Source organism: Brevibacillus sp. SAFN-007a (assembly GCF_051967035.1).
Lineage (GTDB): Bacteria > Bacillota > Bacilli > Brevibacillales > Brevibacillaceae > Brevibacillus.
The window spans coordinates 1-18243 of record NZ_JBQCKK010000034.1 but is presented as its reverse complement, the minus strand read 5'-3'; the positions used below and the strand labels follow the sequence as shown (position 1 = coordinate 18243).

Annotated in this window: 19 protein-coding genes and 1 pseudogene; 16 read left to right on the top strand and 4 right to left on the bottom strand. The window is 52.0% G+C overall.

The genetic code is table 11. The annotated features are described in order from the left end of the window. Positions 1 to 207 precede the first annotated feature (207 nt). The 4 genes and pseudogenes from ACTHO6_RS20570 (at position 208) to ACTHO6_RS20555 (ending at position 1518) form a co-directional block, all read left to right on the top strand. Entirely contained in the window at positions 208 to 414 is a 207-nt protein-coding gene (locus ACTHO6_RS20570) for a hypothetical protein (RefSeq protein ID WP_440243661.1), read from the top strand. A 127-nt stretch (positions 415 to 541) separates the two neighbouring features. Next, positions 542 to 652 (top strand): annotated as a pseudogene (locus tag ACTHO6_RS20565) (RHS repeat-associated core domain-containing protein); the annotation flags it as partial. A 26-nt stretch (positions 653 to 678) separates the two neighbouring features. Continuing rightward, the gene (locus ACTHO6_RS20560; protein ID WP_440243659.1) at positions 679 to 1269 is read left to right on the top strand and encodes a hypothetical protein; all 591 of its coding nucleotides are present in this window, start codon (positions 679 to 681) and stop codon (positions 1267 to 1269) included. Between the two features lie 12 nt (positions 1270 to 1281). After that, positions 1282 to 1518: a DUF2283 domain-containing protein gene (locus tag ACTHO6_RS20555; RefSeq protein ID WP_440243656.1), complete on the top strand. Its 237-nt coding sequence runs from the start codon at positions 1282 to 1284 to the stop codon at positions 1516 to 1518. A gap of 221 nt (positions 1519 to 1739) precedes the next feature. Here ACTHO6_RS20555 and ACTHO6_RS20550 read toward each other — a convergent pair whose 3' ends face one another. Continuing rightward, complete coding sequence (locus ACTHO6_RS20550; protein ID WP_440243654.1) at positions 1740 to 2069, bottom strand: winged helix-turn-helix transcriptional regulator; 330 nt, start codon at positions 2067 to 2069, stop codon at positions 1740 to 1742. A gap of 168 nt (positions 2070 to 2237) precedes the next feature. Between ACTHO6_RS20550 and ACTHO6_RS20545 the strand changes: the two genes are divergently transcribed. The 4 genes from ACTHO6_RS20545 to ACTHO6_RS20530 all read left to right on the top strand — a co-directional run bounded on the left by ACTHO6_RS20545 (position 2238) and on the right by ACTHO6_RS20530 (position 6364). Next, positions 2238 to 2735, top strand: a complete 498-nt coding sequence (locus ACTHO6_RS20545; protein ID WP_440243651.1) for a lactoylglutathione lyase family protein — start codon at positions 2238 to 2240, stop codon at positions 2733 to 2735. A gap of 15 nt (positions 2736 to 2750) precedes the next feature. Continuing rightward, positions 2751 to 3731: a zinc-binding dehydrogenase gene (locus tag ACTHO6_RS20540; RefSeq protein ID WP_440243649.1), complete on the top strand. Its 981-nt coding sequence runs from the start codon at positions 2751 to 2753 to the stop codon at positions 3729 to 3731. A gap of 287 nt (positions 3732 to 4018) precedes the next feature. Further along, on the top strand, positions 4019 to 5698 hold the full coding sequence (locus tag ACTHO6_RS20535; RefSeq protein ID WP_440243647.1) for a methyl-accepting chemotaxis protein: 1680 nt from the start codon (positions 4019 to 4021) through the stop codon (positions 5696 to 5698). A gap of 201 nt (positions 5699 to 5899) precedes the next feature. Continuing rightward, positions 5900 to 6364, top strand: coding sequence for a hypothetical protein (locus ACTHO6_RS20530; protein WP_440243644.1), 465 nt, complete (start codon positions 5900 to 5902; stop codon positions 6362 to 6364). Between the two features lie 96 nt (positions 6365 to 6460). Here the strand turns inward: ACTHO6_RS20530 and ACTHO6_RS20525 are convergent, their stop codons facing one another. Next, a complete protein-coding gene (locus ACTHO6_RS20525; RefSeq protein ID WP_440243642.1) occupies positions 6461 to 6898 on the bottom strand; it encodes a Dps family protein in 438 nt (145 codons plus the stop codon). A 113-nt stretch (positions 6899 to 7011) separates the two neighbouring features. On the opposite strand from ACTHO6_RS20525, the gene mobA reads away from it, so the two are divergent. Continuing rightward, a complete protein-coding gene (gene mobA, locus ACTHO6_RS20520) occupies positions 7012 to 7632 on the top strand; it encodes a molybdenum cofactor guanylyltransferase (RefSeq protein ID WP_440243640.1) in 621 nt (206 codons plus the stop codon). A 26-nt stretch (positions 7633 to 7658) separates the two neighbouring features. On the opposite strand, the gene fdhD is transcribed toward mobA, so the two are convergent. Further along, positions 7659 to 8474, bottom strand: coding sequence for a formate dehydrogenase accessory sulfurtransferase FdhD (gene fdhD, locus ACTHO6_RS20515; protein WP_440243638.1), 816 nt, complete (start codon positions 8472 to 8474; stop codon positions 7659 to 7661). Positions 8475 to 8933: 459 nt separating this feature from the next. On the opposite strand from fdhD, the gene ACTHO6_RS20510 reads away from it, so the two are divergent. The 6 genes from ACTHO6_RS20510 (at position 8934) to hmpA (ending at position 16424) form a co-directional block, all read left to right on the top strand. After that, a complete protein-coding gene (locus tag ACTHO6_RS20510) occupies positions 8934 to 10208 on the top strand; it encodes an L-lactate MFS transporter (RefSeq protein WP_440243636.1) in 1275 nt (424 codons plus the stop codon). Positions 10209 to 10260: 52 nt separating this feature from the next. Continuing rightward, the gene (locus tag ACTHO6_RS20505; protein ID WP_440243634.1) at positions 10261 to 10626 is read left to right on the top strand and encodes a DUF2294 domain-containing protein; all 366 of its coding nucleotides are present in this window, start codon (positions 10261 to 10263) and stop codon (positions 10624 to 10626) included. A 196-nt stretch (positions 10627 to 10822) separates the two neighbouring features. Next, positions 10823 to 13171: an FdhF/YdeP family oxidoreductase gene (locus ACTHO6_RS20500; protein ID WP_440243632.1), complete on the top strand. Its 2349-nt coding sequence runs from the start codon at positions 10823 to 10825 to the stop codon at positions 13169 to 13171. Between the two features lie 44 nt (positions 13172 to 13215). Further along, positions 13216 to 14475 carry a molybdopterin molybdotransferase MoeA gene (locus ACTHO6_RS20495; protein WP_440243630.1) on the top strand — a complete coding sequence of 420 codons (1260 nt, stop codon included), beginning with the start codon at positions 13216 to 13218 and terminating at the stop codon, positions 14473 to 14475. A 9-nt stretch (positions 14476 to 14484) separates the two neighbouring features. Beyond that, the gene (mobB, locus tag ACTHO6_RS20490; RefSeq protein WP_440243663.1) at positions 14485 to 15000 is read left to right on the top strand and encodes a molybdopterin-guanine dinucleotide biosynthesis protein B; all 516 of its coding nucleotides are present in this window, start codon (positions 14485 to 14487) and stop codon (positions 14998 to 15000) included. A 206-nt stretch (positions 15001 to 15206) separates the two neighbouring features. Continuing rightward, positions 15207 to 16424 (top strand): NO-inducible flavohemoprotein, encoded by a 1218-nt coding sequence (gene hmpA / locus ACTHO6_RS20485; RefSeq protein WP_440243628.1) that lies wholly within the window; start codon positions 15207 to 15209, stop codon positions 16422 to 16424. Positions 16425 to 16445: 21 nt separating this feature from the next. Here hmpA and ACTHO6_RS20480 read toward each other — a convergent pair whose 3' ends face one another. Continuing rightward, entirely contained in the window at positions 16446 to 16955 is a 510-nt protein-coding gene (locus ACTHO6_RS20480) for a Crp/Fnr family transcriptional regulator (protein ID WP_440243626.1), read from the bottom strand. Between the two features lie 220 nt (positions 16956 to 17175). Here ACTHO6_RS20480 and ACTHO6_RS20475 point away from each other — a divergent pair, with 220 nt between their 5' ends. Continuing rightward, positions 17176 to 18144 carry an MBL fold metallo-hydrolase gene (locus ACTHO6_RS20475; protein ID WP_440243624.1) on the top strand — a complete coding sequence of 323 codons (969 nt, stop codon included), beginning with the start codon at positions 17176 to 17178 and terminating at the stop codon, positions 18142 to 18144. The last annotated feature ends 99 nt before the right edge of the window (positions 18145 to 18243 follow it).

Sequence of the window (18243 nt, the reverse complement as noted above, 5' to 3'; positions counted from 1 at the left end):
ACAAGAATTCACTCAACATTGGGGTATTTGAGTCCATTCGTTTACAAACAGAAAGCAATTAAGAAATCTGTCTAGTTTGGTGTTGACAGTCCAAAAAAGACTGAGCAAGCACTTAAAGAAGGGCGTTCAATCAAATGGTAAAAGGGGGATTAAAATGCAGAATGAATTAAAATCAATAGTAGAAGTGCTGCAACGTTTAAATAACGAATGCAAAAAAAAGTTATAGGCGATGACGAAATTATTGAGATAATAGAGAATCTGAAAGACTTTTCATCTATCCCAGATGAAATTACGAAAATACTCAGGAGTGTTAAAGATGCAGAAAGAGAAAATGTCGATGAGATAGTAGAAAATCTCATTTATTTACATCTTAAATTATCAGATAGCATCTGGCATGTTGAGCAAATTCAATAATTAGTCAAAAGGATGGCAGGAAACTATCGAGAAAGTTTATAACCATTTCTGTAACCCCAAACGAGTAATCAACTACTCGTCTGGGGTCTCTTTTTGTTTGAAGGATTTAACTTATTGCTGACTAATGTTTATTTCGGAGGATGCGTATAAGGGGCAAGTGGAGAATCCGCTGAGTTTGAATCGGTATGTGTATGTGAGTAATAATCCACTTAGGTATATTGACCCGAGTGGACATATTCAAGCTGATGCAAACGGCAATGGTGGATGGATAATGAGAGAATTTCTATACTGAGAGATGCAGTAGTTCAAGGAATTGTTGACTACGATAAACTTCCTTCGAATCTTAGAGGAATGCTAACAGCATACGACAAAGTTTTAAAGCAAAACGCTTTTAAAGAATACAACCCTGCACAGGAATTTGTAACGGGTTTTGCGACTGGTTTCGTTGCTGCAGTAGAGGCTGTTGAAGCAGTAGGCGTTGTCGGGGGCTATATAGCTTATAAAGGGGTAAAAGCAACCCCGACTACACAATACTCAAAACCTATTAGTCCTGAATTACCAAAGACTAAATCAGGGTTCCAATTTATGCCGACTGCGTACTCGAAATTCTTTGAAAGATTCCAAGGAAAAATCTCTTTGGATAGATTTGATTCCTTATTACACTCTCCAGATGCTATCCGAGTATTTGACAGCCGTAGTGGAAATATAAACATCTACAATTCCACTGAGCTGAGTAAAAATTTATTACGTATTACAGTTGCTCCTGATGGAAAGAGAATTGTTTCAACAGGTTTTGAGAGTCTAAACAGAATCAATAATCTAATTGAAAGAGGAGAATTTATTAAACTAAATTAGGAGGTTTAATATATGGCTTTTATTACGGTTGAACAAATTCAAAAATATGTAGACAGTATAAAGGATTGGCGTTCAGAAGGTGAAAGCACTGCTAAAGAGTGTCTACTAATAAATTTCATTAGAGACAATAACAAAAGTGTTGTCGATGAGGAAAATATAAACCAGACAATGTACTTCCAGTCAAAAAACGGTAATGTTACGATTGATTTTGATGAAACTGGTCAAATCGTCAGTATTGAAATTTCATAAGTTCCCTAACCCCAAACGAGTAACTAATCTCGTTTGGGGTTTCTTTTTCGGGCAATGGAACTGTCCCCGTGTGAGAACACGCTTTGAGCAAGGTCGCATCAGCAGGGAAAATGCTGGTTCCCTTGGTGATGATATTGAAGACCATCTCCATTACCCAAATATTGCCATCCCAATTTCTGGCGACTCCCTTTGACAAAGTAGCCTTGGCATTTGGCACCAGTTTACCTGCAATCCGGCTGATTCCCCATTCTTCTGTCTCCCCATGCGCACATTGCATGTAAAATTTCGCGTAAACTTTCTCCTTCTTCCGTTAGCGAGTACTCAACTTTAGGGGGAACATCATCGTAAACTCTCCGGCTGATGATTCCGTCTTCCTCTAATTCTCTTAACTGCTGGGAAAGCATTTTTTTCGTAATAAGTGGTATGCCTCTTTGCAGTTCACTGAAGCGTTTTTCTCCTTCTTTTAACAGGCATAAAATGACAACTTTCCATTTTCCTCCGATTACTTCCAGCGTTGCTTCCACAGGCACATTGTATTTTGGCGTAGTCAACGTTCATCCTCCACGTGAAAGTTCTTGGTTTTGCCCACATATAGCCAAGTAAACATGAACGATGGTTACGATTAGGGTACCTGGTTACATGAAAGTGCCGACTTTCCATTCCAACATGTCCTTCATTATACTGAAAAAGAACGAAAGGTAAAAAGGAGAAGATAAAAAATGGCGAACACATATCCTCGTTCATTTTCCCATATTGGATTATCTGTACCGGATGTACAGAAAGCTGTTGCGTTTTATACAGAAGTATTAGGATGGTATGTCATTATGGAACCGTCTGAAATTCGAGAAGACGACAGCCCGATTGGACAAATGTGCACAGATGTATTTGGAAGGGGCTGGGGAAAATTGAAAATCGCTCACTTGGCAACATCTGATAAAGTCGGCATAGAAATATTTGAATTTTCAGCAAATGAAACTCCCGAAAATAACTTTGAATTTTGGAAAACGGGGATTTTTCATTTTTGTGTACAAGATCCTGATATTGAAGGGCTTGTTGAAAAAGTGGTAGCTCACGGAGGGAAGCAACGTATGCCTATTCGTGAATATTATCCAAATGAAAAGCCTTATAAAATGGTGTATTGCGAAGACCCGTTCGGGAATGTACTCGAAATTTATACACACAGTTATGAGTTAACGTATTCACAAGGTGCTTATTAAAGGGGGGAGCTTACAATGAAGGCATTACTGCTCGAAGAAAAAGCAAACGTATTTGAAATGAAAGTAGGGGATGTAGAAAAACCGTCGCCGAAGCCAGGTGAAATCCTGGTCAAAATAAAAGCTACTGCATGTAACCCTGTAGACTATCAAACAGGTATCAGAGGAAATCCCAATTGGGTATACCCGCATGTTTTGGGGTTGGATTCCGCTGGCGTGGTTGAAGAAGTAGGCGAAAAGGTAACAAATATCCAAGTGGGAGACAGAGTTGTCTATCACAGTGACTTGACGAAAAAAGGCGGATATGCTGAATATGGAGTGACAACCGCTCATACAGTATCGGTCATTCCAGAAGGAGTATCCTTTGAAGAAGCTGCTGCTCTTCCGTGTGCCGGATATACAGCTTATCAAGCCCTGTTCCATAAAATGCGAGCTTCCCGAGGGGAGACGATTTTCGTTCATGCAGGAGCAGGCGGAGTAGGCGGCTTTGCTATTCAACTGGCGAAAAACGCAGGACTGACGGTGTTAACAACCGCCTCTTCTATGAATCATGCGTATGTAAAGAGCCTGGGAGCCGATTATGCAATCGACTACCAAAAAGAAGACTTTGTAGAGAAAGCTTTGGAAATCACGAACGGACGAGGGGTAGATTTGGTCCTTGATACAGTAGGACGTGAAAATGCTGAAAAATCTTTGAGGGCTCTTGCTTTTAACGGACAAATTGCGTTTATTGCCGGAGCTCCTGATGTGAATGATGCGATTTCATTTGCACGTCCCCTATCTTTTCACCAAGTAGCTCTTGGAAGCGTGCATCAGTCCGGTAATATACGTGAACAGCGAAAACTCTCAGAAATCGGAAATCATATGCTCTCCCTTCTTCAAGAGGGCAAACTAAATCCACTTGTTGAGAAAATCATTGCAATGGAAGAAGTCCCGGCAGCATTGGCTGAACTGGCTACTCGTAAAGGGAAAGGAAAAATTGTAGCGAAAATTAGCTGACAAAAATGCGTTTTTCGATTACGTTTTACGTTTGACCATGATGGACTCCAGACGAGTTGTTGCAGCTCGTCCGGGGTTTTTCTTTTCGCTTGTTGCCATAAAGCGCTGAGGCCAAGTGAACTCCCTGACGCTATCCCTTTTTCCTCCGACTTGCAACAGAGCCAACTCTGCTTGTATGCTTATAATCGACAGGAAGGGCTTGCCATCGAAAAGCTCATCGCTGTCAACGAACCAGTTTGGCTGATCGTAACAAGAACGTATTTCCTTGCGAATCGGGAGGGTACAGCATGAAATGGACAATCGGAAAGAAAATCATTGGCGGATTTTTAGCGGTGTCTCTGCTTTTGGTGATCGTGAGTGGATTATCGTTCGCGTTTCTGAAGGAAGTAGACAACTCGTATTCTGATCTGGTAGATGTACAGGCGAAAGTGCTCCTGAACGCCAAAGCGATTCAGGTACAGGCTACGCAGATGAATAGCAGTTTGCGAGACTACCTGCTGACACAAAATCCGGAAGCCGCGAAAAAAATGGAGGATGCAAGCAAGGAGCTATCTGCTCTCGTATCCTCCACCATGGAAATCGCCTCAACGCCAGAGACCAAGAATGCGCTGGGCAAGATCGAGACTTTGAACAAGCAATACGATGAATTAAAAAACCAGATTCTCTCTGTGAGCAGCGACCGGGCTCTGGAGATAGCCAACACCACGGTGTTTCCGCTTTCCAGGGACATTCGGGCGGTAGCTGACGAAATCAATGAGCGGGAACAAACACGAATGACGCAAGCCTCGCAAGAAAACTCCATTCGGGTGGACGACGTCATCACAACCGGACTCATCATCAGCGTGATCGCAGTCATTGTGGCACTCTGTATTGGCTATTTTGTTTCGAGATGGATTGCGAGACCAGTCGTCTTGCTTGCCTCCTCTGCACAAAAAATGGCGGCGGGAGACCTGACTGTGGAAGATATTGTTGTAAAGAACAAGGACGAGATCGGGGAGCTGGCCCATTCCTTTACGGTCATGAAAAACAACTTGCGCAGCCTGATTCATCAAGTGGGCGTCAATGCCGAGCAGGTTGCGGCATCTGCGGAAGAGTTAACGGCAAGTGCTGAACAAACAAGCAGAGCCACCGAGCAAGTCGCTTCCACCATGCAGGAAGTAGCCTCAGGCTCCGAGCAGCAAGCCTCCAGCGTAGACCAGAGTGCCCAAACGATTAACGAAATGGCGCAAGAAATTGAAAAAATTGCGGCCAACGCTCAGAAAGTATCTGCTTCTGCCGTCCAAGCAGCGCAAGTAGCAGAGGAAGGAAATCAGGCGCTCCAAACCGCAAACGAACAAATGGGTTCCATTCACGCCAAGGCGCATGACCTGGCAGATGCAATCAAAGATTTGGGCGATCGTTCTGAGGAAATCGGCGAAATTGTTCAAGTGATTACCGACATTGCTGCTCAAACGAATTTGTTGGCGTTGAATGCCGCTATTGAAGCGGCAAGGGCAGGCGAACACGGCAGGGGATTTGCTGTCGTTGCAGAGGAAGTGAGAAAGCTTGCAGAGCAGTCAGCCGGTTCTGCCAATAAAATCAGCGATGTCATTTCGGTGATCCGCGAACAGATGCAAAAAGCGGTAGCTTCCATGGATCAGGTGAAAAACGAAGTGAGCGAAGGCATGGTAGTAGCAACCCAAGCAGGAACATCCTTCGCGCACATTCAACGCTCCGTCGACGATGTCGCTGTTCAGATTCAAGCGGTGTCAGCCGGTGCGCAGCGGGTCGCAGCGTCGATGGAAAACATTGTGCAATCGGTGACAACCATCCGGGAAGTCGCCAGAGAAACAGCAGCCGGAACTCAAAATGTTTCTGCTGCTACAGAAGAGCAATTGGCCTCCATGGAAGAAATTGCTTCGTCCGCCTTGGCTCTGTCCAGGATGTCTGAAGAACTGCAAAAGATCATCTCGAATTTCAGGTATTGAGAAAAAAACTTTTGCCTGGACCACAGACCAACCCCTAAGTATACATATACTTGGGGGCTCTTTGCATCTAAGAGAGGGAGCTCGTGTTTACCTGGACGCTTCGGTAACAATTCCTCGTTCTCAAGCGAAACGAATTATATTATCATGGAATATACATGCCACAATATTCGACTTTTTGTGAAAAGGGGAATACATATCGCAATGTTTAATGAGCGGAAAGCGTTGCAGATGACACTGCAGGCCATGCTGGAGCAACGAATGGCCCTGCGTCGGCAATACGTAGACCAGGACAAGCAACTCGGAGCAGACATCAAAGAGCTTCTGAACCGGATTCGGGAAATCGATGCCGGGGCAGGCGTGGATGCAACCGATCTGACGGATGAAGTAGCGGTGACGACAGAGGAGCTTCCGACAGATATGGTGAAGCGGATCAAGGTCAGGAAGACCCACATTCGTCACAATTATCAGGAAGTGGCTACATACATCGAGAACATCCTGCGAGAAAGCACGTCCCCGATGACTCTGATGGATCTCTGCTTGATTTTGAAGGAAAAATACGACGTCGAGTTCGCCAGTCCTTACATCGGCGTACAGAAGTCATTGAAGTATCTGCCCCAGGTAAAAGTAGAGAAGGATGGAAGGAAGCTGATTTTTTCACTGGCGTAGGGGAGGACTGGTGCAGGAAGCCGCGAATTCCTCAGCGCAAAAAGGCGACGTGCAAGCACGGTCGCCTCTTTGTATTCCATTGTGTGGGGCAGGCTGTTAGTGCAGGAACGCGTTGAGCATCCAGATATGCTTTTCCAGACCGTTGCGAATGTCCTGGAGCATCTCCGCTGTCGCCTCGTCGTTTGCTTGCTCGGCAGCTTCGATCGCGAGCTTCAGCTCATCGACGAGAATCGAGAAGTCGCGGGCGATGGTTTCTACCATTTGCTCGGCAGATTCGTTGCCTTCCGCCTCTGTGATGCTTGCTGTGGCCAGAGATGCGCTCAACGTCCCGACAGGCTTGCCGCCGATTGCCAGCACGCGTTCTGCCAATGCGTCGATGTGCGCGGCAGCTTCGTTGTACAGTTCTTCAAACTTCGCGTGCAGGGCGAAGAAGTGCGGGCCTTTTACATTCCAGTGAAAGTTGTGTAGCTTTGTAAACAGAACGGTCCAGTTTGCCACTTGCTTATTCAAAACATGCTGGATGGTGTTTTCCATAATCGTAATCTCTCCCTTTTTATAATGATTTCTTATTTATAATTATTATAAACTAATAACGATTATTGTCAACCCTGACCTGAAAAAAACTTTGGAGACGGCAGGAGATGCTTATGCAACAGAACGTGCATGCGGTCATTTTGGCTGGAGGAAAAAGCAGCCGGATGGGCGTGGCGAAGGACCAGCTTGCGTGGCGCGACGGCACTTTTTTGACCGAGCTGGGAAGAGAAGTGTTGGCAGTCGGGATGCCGTGCCTGATTGTATCCAACGAGCCGGATCGCATCCCGGCAGAGTTGGCGAAACGAGCCGATGTGAGAGTGACGGCTGATCTCGTGCCCTCTGCGGGTCCGGTGAGCGGCCTGGTAACGGCGTTTCGCCTTTGCGCGGAGGACGTGCTGCTCGTGCTCTCCTGCGACCTGCCGTTTATGGACCGGACGCAAATCGCAAGCCTGCTGGCGTATGCCGCCGGAAAAGACGGCTGGGACGCTGTCATTCCATCTGCACAGGGGCGGCTTCATCCGCTGTGCGCCTTGTACCGCAAACACACGCAGCCTGTCTGGGAACAAGCACTGGAACAGGACGAACGGCGGCTGCTGAAGACGATTCGCAAGCTTTCCGTTCTGGTCGTGCCGGAAGGCTGGCTCGATCCGTGGGCGCTGTTCAATGCGAATACACCGGAAGAGTACGACGCTGCCATTCGCGAGGAGCAGCGCAGGAAAACGGGACAGCAGTAGGCCTGTCCGGTTCGCAGGCGCAAGCCTCACGCATCACGCGTATTCTCAGGCAAGACAATTCGCTCCGGATGTGTGTAGACATTCATTTTGTTTTGGCGGATGAATCCGACCGCAGTGATTTGCAGCTCTTCTGCCAGTTGCAGGGCCAGGTCGGTCGGAGCGGATTTGGACAGAATGATGCCGGTGCCGATCTTGGCAGCCTTGAGCAGAACCTCGGACGAGAGCCGTCCGCTGAACACGAGAATTTTGTCCGTGGTCGGAAGCTGATCCCGCAAGCACTTCCCGTAAATTTTGTCCAGAGCATTGTGGCGTCCGATGTCGGAATACTGCAAGAGGACTTGCTCGGGCGTGCAAAGCGCCGCGTTGTGAACGCCTCCCGTCTGCTGATGGATGACGGAAGAGGCTTGCAGCTCCTCCATCAGCCGGATGCATTGGGCAGAGGTGATGGAGGTTGTGCCGCTGGCTGGTTTCGCGGTGCGGGCATCGCTGAAAAAGTAGAAGGACTGTCTGCTTTTGCCACAACAAGACGTAATTCTGCGCTTGGAGTAAAAGCTCTGAGCCAGAATCGTTTCTTTGTGCAGGTCTACATAGGCCAGTCCTTTTGCTTCGTCAATCGTGACCTGCTTGATCTCCCCGTAGCTTTGGATCGCTCCCTCCGCTGCGAGGAATCCGATCACCATCTCCTCCAGATCGGCTGGGGTGCAGACGACGGTAGCAAATTCTTCGTCGTTGAGAAAAATCGTGAGCGGGTATTCCGTTACGATCTCGTCGTCTTCCCAGCCATGCCGGTCAGCCGTAATCTTCAGGACGCGCCGACGGGTCGTTTTGCTCAGTTCAGACATGCGAACCTCCTGTATCTTGTTCGTGCTTCGAGAAGGGACACGTTGTGACTCGATTTTGACAGAGAGCATATTGTCGCGTGAGCGCTTACATGGTAGTATACTATGTAAGGAATAAACTGTCATAAAATTTTCGACTTTCAGTCATTTTTGTACGCGCATAGCGGATAGAGCGAAAAGACACGGAACAGCGAACCTGTCACCGAATCTCTCGCTACGAAGCGCGAAGCGCCCATTACAGCCAATTACATAAGACGGCACGTGCCTGTTGATGCTGATGTAGCGTTCCTGCTGATGATTAACTGCTGTGTTTCATGGATCCCTTTGTTTCCGCTTGGGTGGAAAAGGCGGGGGTGTCGATGAAATCGGCAGTTTTTCTTTTTGCTGGGGGGAGTGGCGCTCCGATGATGGGGCGGCATCCCAACCACGACCAGTACTACCATTGTAAAGGAGAGGAATAGGATGGAGCAACAAGTGAAAAACCGTTGGCTGATTGCCTTGGCTGCGGTGGGGATTCATATCTCGATTGGCTCGGTGTACGCGTGGAGCGTATTTACCAAGCCGATTACCCAGCAGTTTGGCTGGGCGCTGCCGGATGTGCAGTTTACCTTCAGTATCGCGATTTTGTTTCTCGGGTTGTCTGCCGCCTTTCTCGGTCACTACGTAGAGAAGCACGGGCCGCGAAAAGCGGGAACGCTGGCTTCCCTCTTCTTCGGAATCGGAATAGTCGGCTCCGGGCTTGCCATCCAGCTTGCCAGCTTGCCGCTTTTGTACATTTGTTATGGGGTGCTGGGTGGAATTGGGCTGGGAGTCGGGTATATTACCCCGGTGTCCACGCTTGTGAAGTGGTTCCCGGATCGCCGCGGACTGGCGACGGGACTTGCGATCATGGGCTTTGGCTTCGCTTCGATGATTGCCAGTCCGATCATGAACGCGCTGATTGAGCATGTCGGCATCGGAAACACCTTTTACGTGTTGGGCATTCTGTATTTCGTCGTGATGTTCGCTTCTGCGCAGTATTTGTCTCCCCCGCCGAAAGACTGGGTTCCCGATGGGTTTTCCGGCGAAGGGGCGGCAGGCGACAAGCAGCTTCAAAAAGATTTGTGCCAGTTAACCGCCAACGAAGCGATCAGGACGCGCCGTTTTTACTGGCTGTGGCTGATGCTGTTTATCAACGTGACTTGTGGAATCGCTGTCATTTCCGTCGCATCCCCGATGGCGCAGGAAATGGTCGGCATGTCTGTGCAGACCGCTGCCTTGATGGTGGGACTGAACGGTTTGTTCAACGGGGCAGGACGGATCGGCTGGGCTTCGCTGTCTGACTACATCGGTCGGGCGAATACGTATACGGCTTTCTTTGCCATCCAGATGGTGCTGTTTTTCCTGCTGCCGACCATGAGCCATCCGGTACTGTTCATGGTGGCGATGTTTTTCATCATGACCTGCTACGGAGGCGGCTTCGCGTCCATCCCTGCCTACATTGGCGACCTGTTTGGCACAAGACAGCTGGGGGCGATACACGGCTACATCCTGACCGCATGGGCGGCGGCAGGACTGGCGGGGCCGATCTTTGCCGCATGGGTACGCGAGACGACGAAGAGCTACACAGGGACGATGAGCGTATTCGCAGCGATGTTCATTGTCGCCTTCGTGATTTCCCTTCTCATCCGGGTGGATATCAAGAAGTTGAAGGAAGAAGCCAGACAGCGAGAAAAGTCTGTTGAATTGGCTAGTTAAAGAATGGTAAAGTCTTAGTAGAGAATGATGGGAATAAAGGTGAGTAGCGCCGATGAATAAGTTCGAAGCAGAGTTCAGCAATTTGGTCAGAGCTTTCCGAAAGCGCCATATGGGGAAGGGTCCTAGCAAGATCAGCACCACGTTTTGCAAAAACTGGGCGATCTGCGAAATGGAAGGCAATCTTTCGCCGGTGGAAAAGTTCATTGCCACTTCGGAAGATGGAAAGCAGACGCTACGAACTGCCAGAACCGAAATGGTCAAAGAGATGTATCGGAAGCACCCGCCAGTCGACATGGAAGCGTTTTTGGGAGCCAAACTCGTCGACCTGTTCGTCGATATTGACATTGAACGCGATTTTGGGATGTCCATCTTCGTTTTCGATCAGGACATCGAGAAAAAATGGAAAAACGAACCGTAAGTCTAAGCGAAGCAGCGTTCCTGTTCACCGGTTAGACAAAGCGGATTTCGCAGCAAACACGACGTTGAGACTTGGGTAGCGAACCTGCCTTTAGACAACCACCGTGAACACGCTCTCTTCCTTTGGGAATCAGGGACGGTTTCATGGTGGTTTTTTAGTCTCGCGGGTGTTTGACAAGAGAGGAGCGAAAAAACCAATGGGGAAGACCAAGCATAAGGGACCGGTCAAGCTGGATACGTCGCTGAAGCCTTCCCTGTGGGCTTCCATGATGCCCATGGGACTTGGCAAAATCAAGCCGCATCACATACTCGACACGATGAAGGTCGTGTATGACAACCGGGACAACCTCGGTTACGCCTACCGGATTTTGACTCAGGGAGTGTGCGACGGTTGCGCGCTCGGCGTGTCCGGGCTGTACGATCAGACGCTCACAGGCCCGCATTTGTGTACGACTCGGTTGAACGTGCTGCGCCTCAATACGATGCCGGCGATGGAGGACAAATGGCTGGAAGATGTAAGCGTTCTCAGGCGGATGTCCAGTGTGGAGCTACGCAAGCTGGGCAGAATTCCGTATCCGCTGTCGCGCAAGCCGGGCGAAACCAAATTCACGCGGATCACCTGGAACGACGCCCTGGACCGGATCGCGAACAAGATCAAAGGCATCAGTCCGAAGCAGCTCGCATTTTTCCTGACGGCGCGGGGAATTACGAACGAAGTGTACTACACGGCGGCGAAAATGGCTCGTTTCCTGGGGACGAACAACATCGACAACGCTTCCCGCATTTGCCACTCGCCGAGCAAGACAGCCTTGAAGCGGTCGCTTGGCATCGGGGCGTCGAGCTGCAACTACCAGGACTGGATCGGGACGGATGTGCTCGTCTTCTTCGGCTCGGTTCCGGCGAACAACCAGCCTGTCTCCACGAAGTACATGTACGCGGCCAAAAAAGCGGGAACGAAAATCATCCTGATTAACCCGTACAAGGAGCCGGCGATGGAAAAGTACTGGATTCCGTCCGTGCCGGAGAGCGCCTTGTTCGGGACAAAGCTCGCGGACGATTTTTACCAGGTCAACATCGGCGGCGACATCGCCTTCATGAACGGCGTGATGAAGCACTGGTTTGAGATGGAAGAAGCCAATCCGGGCTCGGCGATCAACCGCGAGTTTGTCCGGGAGCATGCAAACGGCATCGAGGAGCTGCGCGCGCATGTGATGAATCTTGCGTGGGAGCAGATCGAGCAATCGTCTGGCTTGAGCAGGGAACGGCTGAAGGAATTTGCGCTCTTGCTCGCCAACGCCAAATCCGGTGTATTTGTATGGAGCATGGGACTGACCCAGCACCGCTTCGGTACGGACAACATTTCCTCTGTCGCCAATCTGGCGATCCTGCGCGGCTTTTTGGGGCGGAAGCACTGCGGCGTGATGCCGATTCGCGGCCACTCCGGCGTGCAGGGCTCCGGGGAGATGGGAGCGGACCCGTTCAGCTTGCCCGGCGGCGATTTCGATGAAAAAAACTGGACGAGGATCGAAAAGCTGTGGAAGTTCCCGATCCCGAAATGGCAAGGCGATATTGTCGGCATCTCGCTGGAAAACGCCTTGCTGCCCGATGGACACGAGCGCAAGACGCGGCTGTTTTACACGAGCGGCGGCAACTTCCTGGAGACGATGCCTGACCCCGGCTTTATGGAAAAATGTTTGCGGAGCGTCGAGTTGCGCGTCCACCAGGACATCATTTTCAATACGTCTACTCTTGTCGATGCCAAGGAAGAGGTGATCGTCCTGCCGGCGATGACGCGCTACGAACAGCCGGGCGGCGGCACCTCGACCAGCACAGAGCGGATGGTGTACTTCAGTGCCGAGATCGAGGGACCACGGATCGGGGAGGCGCGGGCGGAGTGGCAGATTTACGTCGATTTGGCTGCGCGTGTGCATCCGGAGAAAAAGCATCTCATGCACTTTGCCAGCGCCGAGGAAATCCGCGCGGAAATCGCGCAGGCCAATCCGAACTACGACGGCATCCAGCATTTGAAAAAGCGCGGCGATGTGTTTCAATGGGGAGGAGCCTGGCTGTGCGAGGACGGAGTGTGCCCGACGCCGGACGGCCGAGCGAATCTTTTGCCGATCGAGATTCCAAAGCTCGACAAGCCGGAAGGTCATTTTTACGTGACGACTCGCCGCGGCAAGCAGTTCAACTCGATGATCTACAGCGACAAGGACCCGTTCAACAACGCGGACCGCTACGATATTTTAATCCATCCGGAAGACGCGCGGGAGCTGCGCATTGCGGAAGGGGAAAGCATTGTGGTGTATAATAGCTATGGCACCTTCCAAGGGCGCGCCAAGTTTGCGGATACGAGAAGAGGGAACGTCCAGGTGTACTGGCCGGAAGGAAACGTGCTGATTCCCAAAGGCGTGTACGAAGCCTACGCGGGTATCCCGGAGTACAATACGGCAGTCAAGATCGAAAAGGCAGATTCGTTCACTGCGAATAAAGATTTGAAATACAAGGAAAAAACGATAGATGATCTGGAAATAAGCGTCGGCTGACCAAAAGCGGCGCGATGGGCGGTCAGGATGAGGAGGAACGGACGATGCGTTTTGCGCGGCAAACGGTTTCGGTAGAGGAAGCGATGGGCAAATGGCTCGCGGTAGTGCCGTCGCTGGAAACGGAACAGGTGCATATCGGGGAGGCGTACGGGCGCATTTTGGCTGATGATTTGTACGCTACCTACGATTTGCCGCCCTTTGACCGCTCGCCGCTCGATGGCTTTGCAGTCAGAGCAGCGGATACGGTCGGAGCTTCTGTCGCCCATCCGCTGGCGCTCACGGTGATCGAGACCGTAGCGGCGGGGCAGGTTCCGACTCGGGCGGTGACCGAAGGCTGCGCTACGCGAATCATGACCGGAGCGATGCTGCCAGAAGGCGCCGATGCCGTGATTATGTTTGAGCAAACGCACAATCCTGGCGAGTACGCGGAGACCGTCTGGATCAAGCGGGCGATGCAGTCTGGGGAAAATGTCTCCCGCCGCGGCGAAGAGATGGCAAAAGGAACGGTGATCGCCAAGGCTGGCGAGAGGATTAATGCAGGTACGATCGCTATTCTGGCTACGTTCGGCTATGCGCGGGTCAATGTGTTTCGCAGGCCGCGGGTCGGCCTCCTGTCGACGGGCAGCGAGCTGTTGGGCATGGACGAGCCGCTCGTCCCAGGCAAAATCCGCAACAGCAATACGCCGATGCTGACCGCGCTCATTGCCGAGGCGGGGGGCATCCCTGTCTGCTTTTCCAGCCTGCCCGACGAATTCGCTGTGGCGAAGCAAAAAATCAGTGAATACATGCAGCAGGTGGATATGCTCATCTCCAGCGGAGGAGTGTCCGTGGGCGATTTTGACGTGGTGGCGCTCCTTGCGGATGATCCGGATGTGGAGCTGTTGTTCAACCGGGTCGCGATGCGTCCGGCCAGTCCGACGACCAGCATGCTCGTGGGAGGCAAGCCGTATCTGGCGCTTTCAGGAAATCCCGGAGCCTGTTTCCTCGGGTTTGAGCTGTTCGCCCGTACGGCCATTCGCCGTTTTCTGGGGGAGGCGGAGGCAGTCCCGCACATGATCCGGGCGAGACTCGCTGTCGCCTATCAAAAGCCGTGCCCGTACCCGCGCTATTTGCGCGGCAGACTGTTGGAACAAGACGGGGGACTTTTGGCGGTGCCCGATTTCAATGACAAGGCGGGCAATCTCGGAACGCTCAAGGACAGCGAATGCTTCATTGTCATCCCGCCAGGCGGGAGCGGCAAGCAGGCGGGCGAACTGGTCGAGGTGCTGACTCATGCCGCCCCGACCTGGAGGAAGGAAGGATAGCGAATGGATCTGGACAAACAGCCGTGCGTGCTGCAACTCGTCGGGTATTCCAACAGCGGCAAGACGACCTTGTTGACGAAGCTCATCCCTCTCCTGGAGGGGGCAGGACTGCGGGTCGGCGTCATCAAGCACGACGGCGGCCACGATTTTGAATGGGACCAGCCTGGAAAAGATACATGGCGCTATCGTGAGGCAGGAGCTACCCTGGTAGCCATCACCTCCCGAACGAAGACGGCGATCGTGGAGCAGCGTCCGCAAGAGTTGGCCGTGCTCGTACAGCGTCTCGCGGACGCCGGAGCGGATCTCGTCCTCGTGGAAGGCTTCAAACGGGAGGGCTATCCGAAGCTCGCGCTGCTGCGACGGCCGGAAGACGCTGAATTGCTTCGCTCCGTCTCCAATCTGGTCGGAGTCGTGAGCTGGGGAGAACAGAAGCAGGCGGAGCTGCCCTGCTTTCATGTAGACGACACAGACGGCATTGCCCGGTTTGTGAAAGAGCGGATGGCACAAGCGCGGCGGACAACTTGATAGAACCAAATACAGCTCATCCCCGTCCAATAAGGCGAGGGATGAGTTTTTTTATAGAAAGACGGCTGCGGCTTTCGCCAATGCCCGGCGCATTTTCCTTGTCACAAATCGTTTCATTTTGCTGTGATTGCAATCACACGGGATAGAACCTTTGCTCCGGTACACTACAGACATAGATCAGTCGTTGAATGTCAAGGAGGGCCCCTATGTTGAACCAAAACACAATCGCCATCATCAAATCTACCGTGCCTGTACTGGAAGTACACGGGACCACGATCACCAAACGCTTTTATCAGCGGATGGTTGCCAATCATCCGGAGCTTCTGAACATTTTCAATCACGCTCACCAGAAACAGGGCAGACAGCAAGCGGCGCTGGCTAATGCGGTGTATGCCGCTGCCCTGCACATCGACAAGCTGGAACATATCTTGCCCGTGGTCAAACAGATCGGGCACAAGCACCGCAGCCTGGGGATCAAGCCGGAGCATTATCCGATTGTCGGGGAAAACTTGCTCGCCGCGATCAAAGAGGTGCTGGGCGATGCTGCGACAGACGAAATCATCCAGGCATGGGCGGACGCATACCAGGTCATTGCAGACGCGTTTATCAGCGTCGAAGCGGAAATGTACGAGCAGGCGGAGGGACAGCCAGGCGGCTGGGCGGACTTCCGCGAGTTTGTCGTCGAGCGCAAAGTACAGGAGAGCGAGGTCATCGCTTCCTTTTACCTGGTGCCCAAGGACGGCAAACCGATTGCGAGCTACCAGCCCGGGCAGTATGTCAGCGTCAAGCTGGCGATACCTGGCGAGGAACATACGCACATTCGCCAGTACAGCCTCTCTGATGCGCCAGGTCATCCGTACTACCGCATCTCGGTTAAACGGGAGGACGCCATGGACGGCAAGCCGGCCGGAAAAGTGTCCGTCTACTTGTGGGAGCAGGTCAATGAAGGGGATACGCTGCTTCTGTCCGCTCCGGCAGGCGACTTCACACTGGATCAAGAGGATGACAGACCTGTCGTGCTGATCAGTGGCGGCGTGGGACTGACACCGATGATGAGCATGCTGAAAACGCTGGTGAAAACCGCGCCGAATCGCGGGGTTACCTTCATTCACGCCGCACGAAACGGAAACGTGCATGCGATGCGAGACAGCGTGGAGGAGCTGGTTGCCCAGCATCCGCAACGAAAAGCGTTCTGGTGCTATGAAAAGCCGACCGAGCAGGACCGGGCAGCGCGAGCTTTTCACAAAGAGGGCTACGTTGATTTGCCTTGGCTGCAAAGCGTCATTGCCGACAAAAACGCCAGCTTTTATTTCTGTGGCCCTGTTCCCTTCATGCAAACGGTCCATCGTGCTTTGAAGGAGTGGGGAGTGCCTGCGCCGGACATCCACTTTGAGTTTTTCGGACCTGCTGGAACACTGGAATAAGTCGGGGAAGCGCCGGACCACTTACTTGCGGGCGCTTGCCTGGGCGCGCAGCAAGCGGTTGACCGTTTCCCGGCGCAGCCCGATAAACTGGCCGATTTCATCCTGCGTCAGCACCTCCGACAGGGAAGCGACGGGAACGAACGACTGGAACCAGAGCTGTAGCTTGCGCAGTCTTTCCGCCGGGGAGACCTCGGACAACTGGTCGATTCGCTGCTGCATCATCTGGAGCTTCGCTTGCAGCTGGAGGGCGATCTGTCGACATTTTTGATGGTTTTGTTCCAGCTCCCGGTACCAGTCGCTCGCGGACAGCACTTCGACCTCGCAGGTGACGAGCGCGACTGCCGTTCCGTAGTACGGATTGGGGCTGAGCAGCGAGTGATGCGGGATCGTTTCGCCTGGCACGATGACGTTGACCAGTGTCAGCGTTCCGTCCGCGTGTATCCGGTTGATTTTGAGCATCCCGCTTTTCAGATGGTAGAGCGGTCCGGTCTCGCCCTGGCGAAACAACGTTTCCCCTTTGTGCAAAATCATGAATGTACCTCCTTTTGAACGCTCTATAGGCAGTAGCAGTATAGCACAATCTGCTCCGCCAGCACCTGCTATCCGCGACAGGCGGGCAGGTGCTTTTTTATGGGGAACAGGAGCGGCTTTCGGCGAAAATCAGCCGATTTCGGTACGCTTTGCCCTTGCGTTTGCGGTGGAAACTTTTGCTATAATGAGACAATCACGCTATGGAAAAAGGGGTTCTCTGATGCAACATTCATTCCTCATCTGGCTTGTTTCCCTGTTGGGAGTGCTGGCTGCGGGCTTGATTGGCTACGTGGCGTACCGTTACTGGTACCATCTGGGACGGCTTCCGAAGCCGCCGTTTCAAGAGCTGGAGGCGAAGCCCGTCCCCGAGAGCTGGTCGGATGATGAGGTGACATTTACGTGGGTGGGCCACTCAACGATCTTGTTGAATGTGTACGGAACCAAAATCTTGACGGACCCGGTATTGGGCGAAGCGTTGGGGCTTCGTCTCGCAGGGCTATGGCATGTTGGCCCCAAGCGCTTCACGCCTCCCGCTCTTGATTTTGACGAGATCGGCAACGTCGATTTGATTTTGTTGTCCCATGCTCATATGGATCATTTCGACCTTCCGACGCTGCGCCGTCTGGCTCGTCCGTCCACGCATGTCATCACAGCCAGCCAAACCGGAAAACTGCTGCGCCGCATGCCGTTTGCTTCCTGCCGGGAGCTTGCCCCGGGGCAAACCGTCACGACAGCAGACGGTGCGACCATCACCGCGATTGTAGTCAGACACTGGGGCAACCGTTTCCCGTGGAACCATGACTACGGATACAACGGCTATGTCATCGAGAAAAACGGCGTGCGCTTGTTGTACCCTGGCGATACGGCCTACATGCCGATGGAGAACCTTCGGCAGCAGTTCGGACCGTTTGATCTCGTGTTCATGCCGATCGGAGCCTACAAGCCCGATGCCTATCAAGCGGCGCATTGCACACCCGAGCAGGCCTGGCAAATGTTCAAGGAGAGCGGAGGCACATGGCTGGCGCCGATTCATTGGAATACGTTCGTCCTGTCGCTCGAACCAGTGGACGAACCGATGCAGCGCTTGCTTGCGGCAGCGGGCGAGGAAAAAAATCGCATCGTCGTCGAACGGCAAGGAGAGACGTTTGTCTTGCCTGTACGATCACGGCCGGAACACAAACAGGGGTGACGCGGCTGCCTGCGGGCAGTCGTTTTTTTATATAACGAAAACCCCCAGTTTGACTGGGGGTTCAGGAAAGCTTATAGCTATGAGTAGCCATCCCTTGCC

Coding starts and splice junctions, on each gene's coding strand:
- ACTHO6_RS20500 (WP_440243632.1), top strand. CDS start 10,823: ATGGGGAAGACCAAGCATAAGGGACCGGTCAAGCTGGATACGTCGCTG.
- ACTHO6_RS20530 (WP_440243644.1), top strand. CDS start 5,900: ATGTTTAATGAGCGGAAAGCGTTGCAGATGACACTGCAGGCCATGCTG.
- ACTHO6_RS20545 (WP_440243651.1), top strand. CDS start 2,238: ATGGCGAACACATATCCTCGTTCATTTTCCCATATTGGATTATCTGTA.
- ACTHO6_RS20570 (WP_440243661.1), top strand. CDS start 208: ATGCAAAAAAAAGTTATAGGCGATGACGAAATTATTGAGATAATAGAG.
- mobA (WP_440243640.1), top strand. CDS start 7,012: ATGCAACAGAACGTGCATGCGGTCATTTTGGCTGGAGGAAAAAGCAGC.
- ACTHO6_RS20540 (WP_440243649.1), top strand. CDS start 2,751: ATGAAGGCATTACTGCTCGAAGAAAAAGCAAACGTATTTGAAATGAAA.
- ACTHO6_RS20505 (WP_440243634.1), top strand. CDS start 10,261: ATGAATAAGTTCGAAGCAGAGTTCAGCAATTTGGTCAGAGCTTTCCGA.
- ACTHO6_RS20525 (WP_440243642.1), bottom strand. CDS start 6,898: ATGGAAAACACCATCCAGCATGTTTTGAATAAGCAAGTGGCAAACTGG.
- fdhD (WP_440243638.1), bottom strand. CDS start 8,474: ATGTCTGAACTGAGCAAAACGACCCGTCGGCGCGTCCTGAAGATTACG.
- ACTHO6_RS20480 (WP_440243626.1), bottom strand. CDS start 16,955: ATGATTTTGCACAAAGGGGAAACGTTGTTTCGCCAGGGCGAGACCGGA.
- ACTHO6_RS20560 (WP_440243659.1), top strand. CDS start 679: ATGGATAATGAGAGAATTTCTATACTGAGAGATGCAGTAGTTCAAGGA.
- ACTHO6_RS20535 (WP_440243647.1), top strand. CDS start 4,019: ATGAAATGGACAATCGGAAAGAAAATCATTGGCGGATTTTTAGCGGTG.
- hmpA (WP_440243628.1), top strand. CDS start 15,207: ATGTTGAACCAAAACACAATCGCCATCATCAAATCTACCGTGCCTGTA.
- ACTHO6_RS20475 (WP_440243624.1), top strand. CDS start 17,176: ATGCAACATTCATTCCTCATCTGGCTTGTTTCCCTGTTGGGAGTGCTG.
- ACTHO6_RS20555 (WP_440243656.1), top strand. CDS start 1,282: ATGGCTTTTATTACGGTTGAACAAATTCAAAAATATGTAGACAGTATA.
- ACTHO6_RS20510 (WP_440243636.1), top strand. CDS start 8,934: ATGGAGCAACAAGTGAAAAACCGTTGGCTGATTGCCTTGGCTGCGGTG.
- ACTHO6_RS20495 (WP_440243630.1), top strand. CDS start 13,216: ATGCGTTTTGCGCGGCAAACGGTTTCGGTAGAGGAAGCGATGGGCAAA.